The sequence below is a fragment of the Blattabacterium cuenoti genome (genome assembly GCF_014252055.1).
In the GTDB taxonomy this organism is placed as follows: domain Bacteria; phylum Bacteroidota; class Bacteroidia; order Flavobacteriales; family Blattabacteriaceae; genus Blattabacterium; species Blattabacterium cuenoti_D.
On sequence record NZ_CP059208.1, the window covers coordinates 325,730 to 343,290 of the forward strand.

Annotated in this window: 10 protein-coding genes; 1 reads left to right on the top strand and 9 read right to left on the bottom strand. The window is 26.7% G+C overall.

Going from position 1 to position 17,561, the window contains the following annotated elements; genetic code table 11:
* Positions 1-8 precede the first annotated feature (8 nt).
* From H0H48_RS01600 to dnaE, 9 genes are all read right to left on the bottom strand, one after another.
* Complete coding sequence (locus tag H0H48_RS01600) at positions 9-1,088, bottom strand: M20 family metallo-hydrolase (RefSeq protein WP_185870817.1); 1,080 nt, start codon at positions 1,086-1,088, stop codon at positions 9-11.
* Positions 1,079-1,864, bottom strand: a complete 786-nt coding sequence (gene argB / locus H0H48_RS01605; RefSeq protein ID WP_185870818.1) for an acetylglutamate kinase — start codon at positions 1,862-1,864, stop codon at positions 1,079-1,081. The genes H0H48_RS01600 and argB overlap by 10 nt, the downstream gene beginning before the upstream one ends.
* Positions 1,861-2,817: a Rossmann-fold NAD(P)-binding domain-containing protein gene (locus tag H0H48_RS01610; protein WP_185870819.1), complete on the bottom strand. Its 957-nt coding sequence runs from the start codon at positions 2,815-2,817 to the stop codon at positions 1,861-1,863. Before H0H48_RS01610 ends, argB begins: the two co-directional genes overlap by 4 nt.
* Positions 2,818-2,837: 20 nt before the next feature.
* Positions 2,838-6,074, bottom strand: coding sequence for a carbamoyl-phosphate synthase (glutamine-hydrolyzing) large subunit (gene carB / locus H0H48_RS01615; protein WP_185870820.1), 3,237 nt, complete (start codon positions 6,072-6,074; stop codon positions 2,838-2,840).
* A gap of 24 nt (positions 6,075-6,098) precedes the next feature.
* Entirely contained in the window at positions 6,099-7,208 is a 1,110-nt protein-coding gene (gene carA / locus H0H48_RS01620) for a glutamine-hydrolyzing carbamoyl-phosphate synthase small subunit (RefSeq protein WP_185870821.1), read from the bottom strand.
* Entirely contained in the window at positions 7,198-8,349 is a 1,152-nt protein-coding gene (locus tag H0H48_RS01625; protein WP_185870822.1) for an aspartate aminotransferase family protein, read from the bottom strand. Before H0H48_RS01625 ends, carA begins: the two co-directional genes overlap by 11 nt.
* 10 nt (positions 8,350-8,359) lie before the next feature.
* Complete coding sequence (gene argC / locus H0H48_RS01630) at positions 8,360-9,334, bottom strand: N-acetyl-gamma-glutamyl-phosphate reductase (RefSeq protein WP_185870823.1); 975 nt, start codon at positions 9,332-9,334, stop codon at positions 8,360-8,362.
* Entirely contained in the window at positions 9,327-11,147 is a 1,821-nt protein-coding gene (locus H0H48_RS01635; protein ID WP_185870824.1) for an argininosuccinate synthase domain-containing protein, read from the bottom strand. Before H0H48_RS01635 ends, argC begins: the two co-directional genes overlap by 8 nt.
* Before the next feature lie 124 nt (positions 11,148-11,271).
* Positions 11,272-15,564, bottom strand: coding sequence for a DNA polymerase III subunit alpha (gene dnaE, locus H0H48_RS01640; protein WP_185870825.1), 4,293 nt, complete (start codon positions 15,562-15,564; stop codon positions 11,272-11,274).
* A 175-nt stretch (positions 15,565-15,739) separates the two neighbouring features.
* Between dnaE and rpsA the strand changes: the two genes are divergently transcribed.
* On the top strand, positions 15,740-17,554 hold the full coding sequence (gene rpsA, locus H0H48_RS01645) for a 30S ribosomal protein S1 (protein WP_185870826.1): 1,815 nt from the start codon (positions 15,740-15,742) through the stop codon (positions 17,552-17,554).
* Positions 17,555-17,561 lie beyond the last annotated feature (7 nt).

Here is a 17,561-nt window from a genome sequence, read left to right on the forward strand (position 1 = left end):
TTTTAATTTCAAAATTTAAAATCTTTCAATAAAAAAATGTAAGTGTCTATTCCTTCTATTATTTCTGAACAATAAATATATTCATTAGGTGTGTGAGATCGCATACTATCTCCCACACCAATTTTAATGGTGGGAAAAGGCATAATACTTTGATCAGATAAAGTAGGAGAGCCATAAGTTTTTATTCCTAATAATTTAGATCTCAATATAATAGGATGTTTAGGATTTATAAAAGAATAATTAAAATGCGAAGAACGAGGTTTTACTTTGGAAAAAATATTATTTTGTATCAATTGAATTAATTCATCATTACGATACAATTCATTAGTCCTAATATCTATAACAAAAGAACAAGAATCAGGAATTACATTATGTTGTATTCCCCCTTCTATTTGAGTTACATTTAAAGTAGTATAACCTAATAACTCGGATTTTCTATCAAAGGATAAATTTTTTAAACACTCTATATCTCTTGTTGCTATATAAATAGCATTGATTCCTATATCTCTTGCAGAATGTCCAGTCTTACCTTCTGCTATACAATCCAAAACTATCAATCCTTTTTCCGCAATAGCTAATTGCATTTTTGTTGGTTCTCCTACAATTCCTAAATCAATAGATCCTAACTCAGATAAAATTGATCTTATACCAAAAGATCCTGAAATTTCTTCCTCAGCAGTAATTGAAAGCATTAATTTATAAGGTAATTCAGATAATCTGCTTAAATAAATAAAAGTAGATATTAATGAAACGACAGATCCTCCAGCGTCATTACTTCCTAGTCCAATAATTTTATCTCCTTGTTCTATCGCCTGAAAAGGATTGGTTTTCCAGTTTTTTCCAGGTTTGACTGTATCGTGGTGAGAATTCAATAATATAGTTTTTATGTTTTCTTTTTTTGAAAAATTTCTGTTCTCTACCCATATATTATTAAATTTCCTATTTATACGAAATCCATATTTTTTAAGATACTCTTCTATTAAAAGAGATACTTTATTTTCTTTTTTAGATATAGAAGGTATATTAATTAATTTTTTTAGAAGTTGTATTGCTTCTTTTTTTAAAATTTTTAATTCGATTACAGACATAAAACAGTCTTATTAAGATCATTATTACTTAATAGATGGAAAGGATGCCCTATATTTACTTTAGTCACTCCATTTTTTAATGCAAGAAATGCATTTTCTAATTTTGGAATCATTCCATGATTAATCATAGTATGATCCTTTTTTATTTTTTGAAATAAAGAAAAATTTATTTTTCTATAAAAAGATTCTGAATCTTTGATATTTCGTAAAACACCTTTTTTTTCAAAACAAAAATGTAGTTCTACTTGATAATATTTTGATAAGGAAATAGCTATATAAGCTGCTATGGTATCTGCATTAGTATTCAAAAGTGTACCTCTTCCATCATGTGTAATGGAACATAATACAGGAATTATGTCTATTTTTAATAAAAATCTTATTAGATCTGTATTGATACTTTTATCTGTTATATCTCCAACATATCCATAATCAATATTATTATCCTTTCTTGTTGAGGATTTAATGCAGTTTCCATCAGCTCCACTAAAACCTAAAGCATTACATTGATAAGATTGTAGTTTAGCTACTATATTTTTATTTATAATACCAGCATAAGTCATAACAACAATATCCAAAGTATCTTTATTTGTAATTCTTCTACCTTCTACAATTCTTTTTGGTACACCCATCTTCTCAGAAATAGAATCCGCCTTTTCTCCTCCTCCATGGATAAGGATCTTATCCCCTATAAGGTTACAAAAACTTTCTAAAGAATAATTAAGAAGTTTTTCATTATTAATTAGATGTCCTCCAATTTTCACTACATGAATTTTCATGATAAAGATTCTATAATTTTTTTAAAAATTATTTGAGAAGAAAAAATTCTATTTTTAGATTGTTCTAATACAATAGAAGACTTACTATCTAAAACAGAATCTTCTACTACCACATTTCTTCTTACAGGCAAACAATGCATAAATTTTGCTTTATTAGTTATTTTCATCTTTTTTTTAGTAATCATCCAATCATTTCCGTTACATATAATTTTTCCGTAATTTGAGTAGCTACTCCAATTTTTTGCATAAATAAAATCTGCATTTTCAAATGCTTTGTTTTGGTTATGTATAGTGCGAACTCCAATTCCATCAGAAAATTTATTAGATAGATTGTATCCTTCTGGACACGTAATAATGAAATTAACCTCTTTTATTTTTGATATCCATTGAGAAAAAGAATTTGCTACAGAATGAGGTAATGGTTTTACATGTGGAGCCCAACTTAAAACTACTTTACATGTTTTTTTAAAAAAAGATGTTAATTCTGCAATGGTGATGATATCGGCTAAAGATTGTAAAGGATGTAAAGTCGCACTTTCCATATTTACTACCGGGACCCTAGAATAATTTAATATTTTTTTAAAAATAACTTCATTATAATCATAATCTCTGTTTACAAGATTAGGAAAAGTTCTTACTGCAAGGATATCGCAATACATACTCATAACAGAAATAGCTTCTTTAAGATGTTCTTGTGTTGTTTTCATGATTCCTCCATCACTCATTTCAATTTTCCAAGAATCTTTATCAATATCTAAAATCCAAGTATGACATCCTAAATTAAAAGCAGCTTTTTGACAACTTATTCTTGTCCGTAAAGATGGATTAAAAAAAACTAATCCTATTGTTTTATTTTTATATTTAAAATTATATGGATTATTTTTCAAATAAATAGCTTCTTTAATAAGATCATATACGTTAACAACATCTTCCACACTAAAAAATTTCTTCATAAGTTTTATTTATCATTCATTTATTTATATTCATCCCAAGATTTTATAAGCAGTTGTTCTATAGATAAAGAACAAAAAGCTTGTATAAAAGCCTTTGCTAAACGTGTATTAGTCAATAGAGGAATATTAAAATCTACTGCATAACGTCTTATTGAATAATCATTATCTAATTCTGATCTACTTAAATTTTTTGGTATATTGATAATAAGATCTAATTTTTTATTCTTAATCAATTCAATAACATTTGAATATTTTTTAACATTAGGCCAATGAACTTTGATAGATGGAATGCTATTATCTGATAAAAAACTATTAGTTCCTGCTGTAGCAAATAATACATATCCTTTATGATGTAAAAGTTTTATTTCTTCTAAAAGATCTAACTTAGAATCAATTGGACCACCAGATATCAAAATATTTTTCTTAGGTATCGTATAACCAACAGAAATCATAGATTTTAAAAGAGCTTCATCGAAAGTATTTCCTAAACATCCTACTTCTCCTGTAGAAGCCATATCTACACCTAAAATTGGGTCTGCATCTTGTAAACGAGAGAAAGAAAATTGAGAAGCTTTTATTCCTAGAAAATTTTTGGTAAAAAAATTAGGTTCAGTTTTTTCTTTCTTTTTTCCAAGAAGAACTTGAGTTGCTAAATCAATCATGTTGAAGTTAGAAACTTTAGATACAAAAGGAAAACTTCTAGATGCTCTTAAATTACATTCAATAACTTTTACTTTATTCTCCTTAGATAGAAATTGAATATTAAAAGGGCCTGATATGTTAAAATAATTTGATATTTTTTTAGAAATAGAAAGTATTTCCTTCAATGTAGATAAATAAATATTATGTGGAGGATATACCAATGTTGCATCTCCGGAGTGTACTCCTGCAAATTCTACATGTTCTGATATAGCATAATATAATATTTTTCCATCTTGAGAAACTGCGTCTAATTCAACTTCTTTAGCATTTCTTATAAATTCTGTAATAACCAATGGATGTTCGGAAGAAACTGATTCTTTATTTTTATGAAGATAATGTTTCAGTTCTTCTTGATTAGAAATAACATTCATATCTGCACCTGAAAGTACATAAGAAGGTCTAACTAAAATAGGAAAATCAACTTCTTTTACAAACTGTAAAATTGTGTCTACATCCGATAATTCTTTCCACCTAGGTTGTTCGATACCCAAAGAGTCCATCACATTAGAAAATTTATATCTATTTTCTACTTTATCTATGGATATAGGAGATGTTCCTAAAATTTTTACTTTATTCTCATAAAGTTTTAAAACTAAATTATTAGGAATTTGTCCTCCCATAGATACAATTGTTCCTTTCGGAGTTTCTAATTCTATAATATCTAATACACGTTCCAAGGTTAATTCTTCAAAATATAATCTATCACAAATGTCAAAATCTGTACTTACTGTTTCCGGATTATAATTAATCATTATTGATCTGTAAGATTCTTTCTTTATAGTGTTCAAAGTATTTACACAACACCAATCAAACTCAACGCTACTTCCTATTCTATAAACGCCAGATCCCAATGTTATTACAGATTTCTCATCTATTTCATAAATAATATCATGTTGAATAGAATGATATGTTAAATACAAATAATTTGTACATGCTGGATATTCAGAAGCTAAAGTATCAATTTGTCTTACATAAGGAACTATATTTTTTTCTTTTCTATATGTTCTAATTTTTTTCTCTAAATCATAAATATTCATTATATTATTCTCTTTTCTCTTAAAAAATAGATTAGCTATTTGCATATCAGAAAAACCTTCTTTTTTTGCTTTTAGTAATAACTCTTTTGGTAAATCTATCCAATTATTAAAAGAATCTATTTCTTTTTTTGTTTGGAATATATTCTCAAGTTGAGACAGAAACCATGGATCTATTTTTGTTAAATCATGTATTTCTTTAATAGAAAAACCTTCTTCTAAAGCTTCCTCTAAAAAGAAAATTCTTTGATCTGTAGGTTTTCTTAGATACTCTTTCAATAATTCTTTTGATTCAAGTTTTTTTTTATTTACATTTATGAATCCTTGTTTACCTATATCTAACATACGAATTCCTTTCTGTAAGGCTTCTTCAAAAGAGCCTCCAATAGACATTACTTCACCAACACTTTTCATACTACTTCCAATTCTATTGGAAACTCCATAAAATTTATTTAGATCCCATCTTGGAATTTTACAAACAACATAATCTAACGCAGGTTCAAAAAAAGCAGAAGTGTTTTTAGTAACATAATTTTTTAATTCATGTAATCCATATCCTACGGATAATTTTGCCGCTACAAAAGCTAATGGATAACCAGTAGCCTTAGAAGCAAGAGCGCTTGAACGAGAAAGACGAGCGTTAACTTCTATTACACGATAATCTTCAGATTTAGAGTCTAATGCAAATTGAACATTGCATTCTCCAACTATATTAAAAGTTCTAGCTATATGTATAGCTAATTTTCTTAAGTTATAATATTCATAATTTGTTAAAGTTTGTGAAGGGGCTACTACTATGCTTTCTCCTGTATGAATACCTATAGGATCAAAATTTTCCATATTACATACAGAAATACAATTGTCGTATTTATCTCTAACTATTTCATATTCAATCTCTTTCCACCCTTCTAAATATTCTTCTACAATCACTTGAGAAGAATAAGAAAAAGCTTTTCCTACTATTCTTTTCAAATCATTAACACTGTTTGCTAATCCACTTCCTAAACCTCCCAGTGTATAAGCGGATCTGATAATAATGGGAAATCCTATTTCCAATGAATAATAAATAGCGTCATCTATAGAATGAACCACAAAACTTTTTGCTGTTTTTATATTAATATCAGTTAATTTATTTCTAAATAATTTTCTATCTTCACTATCAATAATGGATTGAATAGGGGTTCCTAAAACTTTTATTTTATATTTTTTTATAATTCCTTCTTTAAAAAGTTTAATTCCACAATTTAATGCTGTTTGACCACCAAAAGATAGTAATATTCCTTGCGGTTTTTCCTTATCAATAACACTTTCAATAAAAAATGAAGTTAGTGGTAGAAAATAAACTTTATCAGCAATCTCTTTCGAGGTTTGAACAGTAGCTATATTTGGATTAATTAATATTGTATAAATGCCCTCTTCTTTAAGAGCTTTTAATGCCTGTGTCCCAGAATAATCAAATTCACCTGCTTCTCCTATTTTTAATGCACCTGATCCCAGGATGAGTACTTTTTCTATTTTCATACTAATTTTAGAAGATTTTTTTAATTATTTGTTTTTAACAATTGAGTTGATAAAAAAATCGAATAGAAATTCGGTATCTGTAGGCCCTCCTGAAGCTTCTGGATGAAACTGTACCGAAAAAAAAGGTTTATCATTATGAATGATTCCTTCACAAGTATTATCATTTAAATTTTTAAAAAATATTTTCCATTTATCAGAAATATTTTTAGTATCCAATACATAACCATGATTTTGTGAAGTAATAAAACTCCTTCTAGTTTGTAATGATATAACTGGTTGATTATGTCCTCTATGTGCATATTTTAATTTGTAAGTATCTCCTCCAGCAGCAATCCCTAGAAGTTGATTTCCTAGACATATTCCAAATATTGGGATAGGACGTTCTTTTTTCATAACTATACGAATATAATGTATAGGTTTTTCATAAATTTCTGGATTTCCAGGTCCATTAGAAAGAATTAACCCATCATATTCTTCATTAGTAAAATCATAATCCCAAGGGACCCTTACAACAGTACAATCTCTTTGTAAGAGACAACGTAAAATATTATTTTTCAATCCAAAATCTACAATTAGTATTTTATGTTTTCCATTTCCATAAACAATTATTTTATTTGTAGATACTTTTTTAGAAAGATTCTCCTCATTAGGGTCATAAAAATTATGGTTATCTTTTTCTTCTTTCATTAATATTTTTCCCAACATAGAGCCTCCATTTTCTCTTAGTTTTTTAGCAATATATCTTGTATCTACACCATATAAACCAGGAATTCCATTTTTATATAACCATTCAGATAAGGATAAATTCATATTCCAATGATATGGATGATTGGAGTAATAAGAAACAAGTAGTCCAGAAACTTGAATTTTATCCGATTCATAAAATTCGCTAATTTTTTCCTTATAAGAAGAATACGGAACTCCATAAGTTCCTATTATTGGATAAGTAAAAGTTAAAATTTGCCCTTTGTAAGATGGATCTGTTATACTTTCTGTATAACCAGTCATAGCTGTATTAAATACAACCTCTCCGGAAGACGATACTGGAGCTCCAAAATGATAAGCGTCATAAATTGTCCCATCTTCCAATACAAGAACTCCTCTTCTCATTCTCATTATTTTTTTATTTTCCATTTTTTTTATCTAGATATACTAAGGCATTCCTTAACTTTTTAATAAATAATTTTATATGATTTATGTTTATACTCATTGGAGGGAGTAATCGTATTACATATGGATTATTGGATATTCCAACAAACACTTTTTCTTTGTAAATTAAAATATTTTTTAGATCATGAATAGGAAAATCGAATTTCAAACCTAGCATAAGGCCTCTTCCCCTAACCTCCTTAATCCTTGGAATTAGTCGTAATTCTTGTAACAATATTTCTCCCATTTTTTTTGCATTTTCAATTAAATTTTCTTTTTTTATAATTTCTAAAACAGAAATTCCAGCTGTGCAAGCTAAATGATTTCCTCCAAAAGTAGTTCCTAACATTCCATAATACGGTTTGAATTTAGGATGGATTAAAACTCCTCCTATAGGAAATCCGTTACCCATTCCCTTAGCTACAGTAATTAAATCAGGTTGTATAGGATATAATTGATGAGAAAAAAAATCACCAGTTCTTCCATATCCACTTTGGATTTCATCAATAATAAAAATTGTATCATACTTTTTGCAAAGAGCCCAAACATTACAGAAAAAATCGAATCCTGGATCTATAATTCCAGATATACCTTGAATTCCTTCAATGATTAAAGCACAAATATCTCTATTTTTTAATTTTTCTTCTAAAATATCCAAATCCTTATAATCATGAAATATTGTTTCATGTTGTGCATTAAAAGGAGAAACTATTTTGTAATTATCTGTGACAGATACACTACCACTTGTTCTTCCATGAAAAGAGCCTTTAAACGCAATGACTTTTTTTTTACCAGTATGAAAAGAAGCAATTTTTAATGCATTTTCATTAGATTCACTTCCAGAATTACATATAAATAAGGAATAATTTTCATATCCTGAAATACTTCCAAGTAACTTAGCTAGTTTATTTTTTTGAGAAATAAAAACACTATTAGAATAATAACAAATTTTATGTATTTGCTCTGTTAAAGCTTTTACATAATATGGATGGGAATGCCCAATAGAAATAACAGCATGTCCCCCATAAAAATCTAGATATTTATTTCCATGTATATCGAAAACATATACTCCAGTACTTTTGTTTAATTCTATATCTAGAATAGGATATACGTCAAATAATTTCATTTTTTTTAAATTAAAAACGGACAGACTTTAGCCTTAAACCACAACCTTCTTCAAGGTTAAACATGAGATTCATATTTTGTATTGCCTGACCAGAAGCACCTTTTATAAGATTATCTATAATACTAATAATAATTAATTGATCTTCTTCTTTAAGAAGATGTAAAATACATTTATTAGTATTAATTACTTGTTTAACATCTATATTAATATCAGAAATATATACAAATGGATGATTTTTATAATATTCTTTATACATAGAAATAGTTTCATCTAAAGGAAATGCTGAATAAGTATATGTAGTAGCTATAATCCCTCTAGAAAAATTTCCTCTGTAGGGTACAAAATAAATTTTTGAAGAAAAATCTTTTTGTAGGTGTCGAATAATTTGTTTTATTTCCTGTAAATGTTGATGTTTAAAAATTTTATAAGTAGATATGTTGTTATTTCTCCAACTAAAATGGTTGGTATCACTATGTTTTCTTCCAGAACCTGTTGATCCTGTTACAGCACTAATATGGATGATATCTCTTAATAGATTTTTAGAAGCTAATGGTAAAATAGATAAAAGTATAGCTGTGGCAAAACAGCCTGGATTTGCTATGTTATTGGATGTTTTTATTAAATCTCTTTGCAATTCTGGTAGTCCATAAATAAAATTTCTTCCATTGAAAAATGATTGACAAGATATTCTAAAATCCTGATTTAGGTCAATTACTTTTATTTTAGATGAGATATCATTCAATTCTTTTCTAGATCTTCCATGTCCGGAACAAAGAAAAACCACATCTAGATTTTTATCTATTACAGTAGTAAATCTAATATTTTCGATTTCTCCCAATACATCTTGATGTATCAAATGAATTAATTCTCCTGGATGGCTTCTGCTTACTACACTTCTAATATTAGATTTTGGATGATGGATTATTAATCTAATTAATTCTCCAGCAGTGTATCCAGTTCCTCCTATAATACCTATTTCAATCATTTTTTTTTTTATTATTTAAATTATGATACATTTTCATTTGATTACTTAAAATTTTTGTAAAACCTTTAACATCCTCTGCTGTCCAAGCATGATTCATTTCTCCATATTGTGCTATATTGGGGGAGGTCATCAAATCAAACTTTGATTTTATTCCAACTAAATGAAATCTATAAGGATAAAGAATTATGTTTACTGTACCAGTTAATCTTTCTTGTGTACTTTTCAAAAATTTTTCAATATCTCGCATAACAGGATCTAAGTATTGAGCTTCATGAAGCAACATTCCATACCAATTGGATAATTGGTCTTTCCAGTAAAGTTGCCATTTGGTAAGAATGTGTTTTTCTAATAAATGATGAGCTTTAATTATAATAATCGCAGCAGAAGCTTCAAAAGCAACTCTTCCTTTAATTCCTAATATTGTATCTCCTATATGTATTCCTCTTCCTATAGCAAATTTTGAAGCTATTTTTTCAATTTTTATTATGTTATTTATAGCATTGCTTTTTTCTTTATTAACACTTACTAATTCTCCTTTTTCAAATTCTAATTCTAGATTTTCACTTTTATTACAGCTTAATTTTGTAGGATAAGATTCTTCTGGAAAATCATTAGAAGAAGTAAGAGTTTCTTCCCCTCCTATACTCGTTCCCCAAATACCTTTATTTATAGAATACTTAACCCTGTCCCAACAAATAGATATTCCTTTATTTTTCAAATATTCAATCTCCTTTTTTCTAGAGATTTTCATATCTCTTATTGGAGATAATGTGATTTTTTCTGGACAAATGATTTGAAAAGCAATATCAAATCTAATTTGGTCATTACCAGCTCCTGTACTACCATGAGCAATAGCTTTCGCTTGAATAGATGTAGCATAATTTGCTATTTTTATAGCTTGAAAAATTCTTTCTGAACTTACTGATAGCGGATAAGTATTATTTTTAAGTATATTACCGAATATAAGATATTTTATACAATTTTGATAATACTCTTCTATGGAATCAATAGAACGATGTGACTTAGAACCAATACTCAAAGCTCTTTTTTCAATTTTTTTTAATTCATCATTTTGGAATCCTCCCGTGTTAATAATGACTGTATGAACTTCGTATCCTTCTTGAAGAAGAAATTTTAAACAATAAGAAGTGTCTAATCCTCCACTATAAGCTAAAACAATTTTATCTCCTAAGGATAAGTATTTTTTATACTTATTACTTATAACATTATTTTTAGTTTCCTTATCCTTAGGATTATTATTAGTAGTAGTATTGTTGTTATTCTGCTTATTAGGATTATATAAAAGACCTGTGCATAAACACATTTTTCTTTTATTTCTAGTTAAAATATCAAAATTTGCACAACTACGACATCCTTTCCAAAATTTTTCTGATTGGGTTAATTCGCTAAAAGAAACAGGTTTAAACCCTAATTCTGTATTAATCTTTATAACTGGATTACTAGTTGTAATACTGAAAACCTTAGATTTTGGAAATTTTTCTCTAGAAAGTTTAAATATTTCAATCTTAATAATTTTAGCTAATCCTTTTTTCCTGAATTCTGGAAATACAATTAATCCAGAATTAACAACAAATTCTTGATCTTGAAAAAGATCAAGATAACTGAACCCTGCTAATTTATCATCACAGAAAGCAATAACTGCATTTCCATGAATCATTTTTGATTTAATGTATTCTGGATCCTTTTCTGCGATACCAGTTCCTCTACTTTTCGCTGCTTCTTTAATTTTTTTGCAGATTAAAGAAGCATACTTTGTATCATCTTCATAAGATACTCTAACTTGTATTTTCATCTTTGTAAGAAACCACTAACTAAAAAACGTATAGCACAGATCGTAAGTAATAATACTTCATAATTTTTACTTCACTTATTCAAAGTACAAATTTAATAAAGTCTTTTCAATTAATTTTAATTTTTTAGTTCAAATAAAAATCTATCTCCTTCATATTTTCTAATTTCCTTAAAAATTTTGAATTAATATTAATTGCATATTTTTTTGATTCAAAGTTTAAAAAAATACGACTTTCTTTGTCATAAAGAACAATGTATAATTTTTTATTTCCTATTTGCTTGGAAAAAATTTCATCCATTTTTTGAATTAATGTATCGTTTAATTCATTAATATTAATTTTTAAAACTAGTTTATGTACTAATTTATTTATGACATCCTGTAGTTTTTCTATATGTAAAATTTTTACCATATTTTTTTTATCAATATAAATTGATAAGTGTAATAAATTATTCATGGACAATATAGGTTCATATTGAAGATATTGTTCTCCATATATTGTAAATTCTCTAGAAGAATGATAATCCTCTAATGAGAATATTCCATATTTTTTTCCACTTCTTACAGATGTTTTTTTTTCTATTTTTGATAAAATTCCACATATGTAAATTTTTTTACCAATAAAAAAAGATTCATTTTTGTTCAATTTATCTAAAGAAGTGTTTGTAAGATATTTTATTTCATAATAATATTCATCCAAAGGATGGGAGGACACATAAACACCTAATACTTCTTTTTCTTTATATAGAAGATCTAGATTACTATAAATATTTTTTTGGGGAAAAAAAATAGGATTTTTATCTAATTTTAGATTATTTGTTAATATCTGTTTTTTATATTTTGATCCAAACCTAATAATTTTTTCTAAATTGCTTAATTTTGTTTTATCATCAACAAAAAAGTATTGATCTCTATGGAAAGAAAATAGATCTAAAGATCCAGATAAAATTAAACTTTCTAAAGTTTTCTTATTTACTATTCGTAGATCAATTCTTTTTACAAAATCATAAATGGAAGTAAATTTACCTTTTTTTCTTTCTTTAAGAATTACTTTAACAGCATTTTCTCCAACTCCTTTAATACCAGCAAGTCCAAATTGAATATAATTTTTATCATTTACTTTAAAATAAGAATCACTTTGGTTTATATCTGGACTGATTACAGATATTTTCATTCTTTTACATTCTTTAATAAAAAAAGTTAATTGTTTAATATTATCCATATTATTACTTAAAACAGAAGCCATATATTCATGTGGAAAATGTGCTTTCAAATAAGCTGTTTGAAAAGCGATATAAGCATAACATGTAGCATGAGATTTATTAAAAGCATAACAAGAAAAATATTCCCAATCTTTCCATATTTTTTCTAGTATTTCCTTTGGATATCCTTTTCTTATAGCTTTATGAAGGAATTGATCCTTCATCTTGTTTAGTACTTCTTTTTGTTTTTTACCCATAGCCTTTCTAAGGAGATCTGCATCTCCTTTACTAAAATCAGCTAATATTTGGGATATTGACATTACTTGTTCCTGATATATTGTTATCCCATAAGTTTCTTTAAGAAATTCTTCCATAACCGGTAAATCATAGGTGATCTTTTCTTTACCATGTTTTCTAGATATGAAGTTAGGAATATACTGTAAAGGTCCAGGTCTGTATAATGCGTTCATTGCTATTAAATCATCGAATTTATCAGGTTTTAGTTTTCGTAAATATTTTTGCATTCCAGTAGATTCATATTGAAAAACGGCTATAGTTTCTCCTTTTTGAAAAAGACTATAAGTTTTTTTATCTTCCAGAGGAAAAGAAAATTCTTTGATATTTATATTTTTTAGTTTTACTATAATATCTATAGCATTTTTTATAATAGTCAAAGTTTTTAGACCTAAAAAATCTATTTTAAGTAAACCAACATGTTCTACAACATTGTTATCAAATTGCGTTAATAATAAGTCTGATTCCTTAGATACAGAAACTGGAACATATTCTTTAATATCAAATGGACTTATTATAATTCCACAAGCATGTATTCCTGTACTCCTTATTGTTCCTTCTATGATTTTTGCTTGTCGTAATACTCTTCCTTCTAAAGTATCCTTTTTCGCAATACTTATTAACTTTTGTATATTATTTAACTCTTCTTTACTTACTTTCCTATAATTTTTTTCCGATAAGATTGTTTTTAGTGAAAGCATATTTGGAACCATTTTTGCCATTTTATCTGTTTCCTTTAAAGAAAGATTTAGTACTCTAGCAGTATCTCTAATAGATGATTTTGCTCCCATAGTAGCGTATGTTATAATTTGAGCTACCTGATTTTTTCCATATTTTTGAACTACCCATTCAATGATTTTCTCACGACCTTTATCATCAAAATCTATATCTATATCTGGTAAAGAAATTCTATCTGGATTTAAAAATCGTTCAAAAAGAAGATGATATTTTATAGGATCTATATCAGTTATTTTCAAACAATAAGCAACAACAGATCCTGCAACAGATCCTCTACCTGGACCAACGGATATATTCATTTTTCTAGCCTGAGAAATAAAATTATGAACAATAAGAAAATAACCAGGATATCCCGTTTTTTCTATTGTTTTTAGTTCAAATAAAATTCTTTCTTCAATTTCTTTAGTTATCTTTTTGTAACGTTTTTTTGCTCCTTCATAAGTTATTGTTTTTAATAAATGATTTTCTCCTCTATTTCCTCCATCAATTTTATCTATTGGATTCTCAAAAGATTTTGGAATTTGAAATTTAGGTAATAATACTTTATGTGAAATACTATAAGATTCTATTTTATTTACTAAATCTTCTAAAAAATCAAATGATTCCGGAACATCATAAAATATTTTTCTCATTTCTTCTGTACTTTTAAAATAGAACTCATGATTTGGCATTCCAAATCTATAACCTATTCCTTTTCCTATAGGAGTTGATTTCTTTTCAATGTTTTTTACGCAAAGTAAAATATCATGAGCATTAGCATCTTTCTTATCTAAATAAAAAGTATTATTTTGAACGATATATTTCACGTTAAATTTTTTAGAAAATTTAAGTAAAACACTATTAACATAATCTTCTTCTTCTAGTCCATGACGTAACAATTCTATATAAAAATCATCTCCAAAAAGATTCTTCCACCATAAGAATATATTTTCAGCTTTTTTTACCCCTAAATTTAATATACTATATGGTATTTCTGAATTTAAATCTCCAGTTAAAGCTATTAAATTACTGCTATATTTTTCAATCAAGTTTTTTCCTATTCTAGGAATACCGGCATAAAAACCTTCTATGAATCCTAAAGAACAAAGTTTTGTTAAATTTTGATATCCCTTTTTATTTTTAGATAATAAAACCTGTCTGAATCTTATATCTGGAATTTCTTTGGTAAATTTTTTTTGTAAATAGTTCTCTGATATAAAAACTTCACACCCGATTATCCCCTTTATAGATTTTTCAGGATAATACTTTTTATTTGTATTACGAATAGCATTTAAAAAATAAAAAGCTCCCATCATATTTCCATAATCTGTTATTCCTACAGCAGGCATATTAAATTCTACAGATTTATTGACTAGAGATTGTATATCAATTGTTGAATTGAGAATAGAAAAATGTGTATGATTATGAATATGAGAATATCTTTTTTTATTTAATTCATCTTCATATTTTTTTAATTTTATGTGATCTTTTTTATTATTATTGATTTTTTTATTTCTTTTATAAGAAGGGGAAGATTTTTCAAAATCAACCATGGAGGTAGATATTTTAGAAAAGTTTTTTTTCCTAAATCTTAAAATTACATCTTGTTGAGCCCCAACATCTTGATGTTGTATTATTCCAATACGTAAAAGCTCAAAAAAACAACGAGCTGTAGCTTTTACATCATTTGCAGCATGGTGTGAATTTGTAATATTTTCTTCAAATAGTTTTTTATACAATTCTGATAAAGTTGGCCATTTAAATTTTTTTCTATTTCCTACAGGTGGTAATTGACAATAAGAGGATGATATTATTTTAGTATCTAATTTTTTCTTTTTAAGAAAGGAAATTTCTTTTTTTTTTCTATAAAATTCACATTCAATAACTTTAATATCAAATTCTAAATTATGTCCAATTATGCATTTAGATTTATCAATACTTTTTTTTAATTCATAAAGAACATCATTTATATCTTTTCCATATTTTTCTGCTATATCATTAGTTATTCCATGTATTTTAAAAGCATTAAAAGGGATGTCATAATCATCTGGTTTTATAATAAATTCCTTAAAGTCTATCATATTTCCCATAAGATCATGATTTTGCCATGCAATCTGCACTAATCTTGGCCAATTATCAGTGTTAGATATAGGGAAATTATAAGAAATAGGTAATCCAGTAGTTTCAGTATCGAATATAAAATACATTTTATTTGAATTAGTAGAAAAAGTTAATGAAAAATTATTAGTTTTGTATTATCTATTTTTTTATAAAAATAATAATAAATAAACGAGAATTACTAATCAAATACCAGTTAATTTTATTCTCTATTTATTTGTAAAATAGACTTTTATAGAAAAAAAAAGAAAAATAATAAATATTATGTCTAATCAAACCGAAGAAATAAAAAGAAAAACAATCCTTTTATCCGAAAAAAACAATGAAAATTTAAAAATTAATAATCATGGGGAAAAAAGAAAAAGTTTTGATTGGACGAAGTACGAAACTCATTTAAATAATGATATACAAAAGGAAAGAAAAAAAGAAGAAAAAATATATGTAAATACTTTACCAGATATTCATGAGTTAGAGATATATCAGGGAATTATCACATATATAACAGATAAAACTGTTATTGTGGATATTGGTTTTAAAGCGGAAGGAGCTATTCCTATAAGTGAATTTAGAAATTTTGATATTAAAGTTGGCCTAAATATAGAAGTAATGGTTGTTAAAATAGATTATAAAGGACAATGTATTTTATCCTATTTAAAAGCAAAAACATTAAGAAATTGGCAAAAAATAAATCAGGCTTATGAAAAATCAGAAGTTATATTAGGTTATGTAGCTGCTAGAACAAAAGGAGGGTTAATTGTAGAAATATTTAACATTGAATGTTTTTTACCAGGATCACATATAAATGTGAAACCTGTCAGAGATTATGATACTTATGTAGGAAAAACAATAGAAGTAAAAGTTGTTAAAATTAACCAGAAAACAAAAAACGTGGTAGTTTCACATAAAGTGTTAATAGAAAAAGATATAGAAGAACAGAGAAAGGAAATGATATCAAAATTGGATAAGGGGCAGGTTTTAGAAGGAAAAATAAAAAATATTCTACCTTATGGTGCTTTTGTAGATTTAGGAGGTGTAGATGCGTTACTTCATATTACTGATATGAGTTGGCCACATATAAATCATCCTACAGAGGTAGTTCAATTAGAACAAGAATTAAAATTTGTTGTGTTAGGTGTAGATAAGGAAAAAAATAGAGTACAACTAGGTTTGAAACAATTACAACCACACCCTTGGAATTCTTTAGATAAAGATTTAAAAGTAGGAAGTAAAGTTAAAGGTAAAGTTACTGTTTTAGCTGATTATGGAGCTTTTGTAGAGATTATACCAGGTGTAGAAGCTTTGTTGCATATTAGTGAAATGTCTTGGTCAACCGATTTATCTTCTACTCAAGATTTTGTGCAAATAGGAGATGAGTTAGAAGCTGTAATATTAACAATAGATCGTCAAGAAAGAAAAATGTCTCTAAGTGTAAAACAACTTACCGAAGATCCTTGGATAAACATACAGAATAAATATACTGTAGGTTCTAAACACATAGGAATCGTAAAAAAATTTACGAATTTTGGAGTTCTTTTAGGATTGGAAAAAGGAATATCTGGAGTTATTTATACGAATGATTTAACATGGACGAAAAAGTTAAAACATTCTTCTGAATTTTGTAATATTAACGATAAGTTAGAAGTTATTGTGCTTTCAGTGGACCCTCAAAGTAGAAGATTAAATTTAGGTCATAAACAATTAACGGATAATCCATGGGATGGATATGAAAAAATATATAATGTTGGAAGCATTCATCAAGGAGTCATCTCCAATGTTTTTGAAAAAGGATCCTCCGTTAAATTTATAGAAAATGAAAATATTGAAGCATTTTCTCCTTTACGTTTTTTAGAAAGAAAAAATGGTTCTTACCCAAAGAAAGGAGAAAAGGTTGAATTTAAAATAATTGAATTTAATAAGGATACTAAAAAAATTGTTGTTTCTCATACATCTGTTTATCGTGATAAAGATCAAAAGAAAGAACAACGTATAAGAAACAGAAAATTAGAAAAATCTACTCTTGGAGATATAGCTGGATTAGCTAAATTAAAAGAAAAAATAGAAAAGGAAAGAAAAAAATAGTTCTAAA

Excerpts from the sequence above, each read along its gene's own strand:
- argC (WP_185870823.1), bottom strand. The coding sequence starts at position 9,334 with ATGATTGAAATAGGTATTATAGGAGGAACTGGATACACTGCTGGAGAA.
- carB (WP_185870820.1), bottom strand. The coding sequence starts at position 6,074 with ATGAAAATAGAAAAAGTACTCATCCTGGGATCAGGTGCATTAAAAATA.
- carA (WP_185870821.1), bottom strand. The coding sequence starts at position 7,208 with ATGGAAAATAAAAAAATAATGAGAATGAGAAGAGGAGTTCTTGTATTG.
- H0H48_RS01625 (WP_185870822.1), bottom strand. The coding sequence starts at position 8,349 with ATGAAATTATTTGACGTATATCCTATTCTAGATATAGAATTAAACAAA.
- H0H48_RS01635 (WP_185870824.1), bottom strand. The coding sequence starts at position 11,147 with ATGAAAATACAAGTTAGAGTATCTTATGAAGATGATACAAAGTATGCT.
- argB (WP_185870818.1), bottom strand. The coding sequence starts at position 1,864 with ATGAAAATTCATGTAGTGAAAATTGGAGGACATCTAATTAATAATGAA.
- rpsA (WP_185870826.1), top strand. The coding sequence starts at position 15,740 with ATGTCTAATCAAACCGAAGAAATAAAAAGAAAAACAATCCTTTTATCC.
- H0H48_RS01610 (WP_185870819.1), bottom strand. The coding sequence starts at position 2,817 with ATGAAGAAATTTTTTAGTGTGGAAGATGTTGTTAACGTATATGATCTT.
- H0H48_RS01600 (WP_185870817.1), bottom strand. The coding sequence starts at position 1,088 with ATGTCTGTAATCGAATTAAAAATTTTAAAAAAAGAAGCAATACAACTT.
- dnaE (WP_185870825.1), bottom strand. The coding sequence starts at position 15,564 with ATGTATTTTATATTCGATACTGAAACTACTGGATTACCTATTTCTTAT.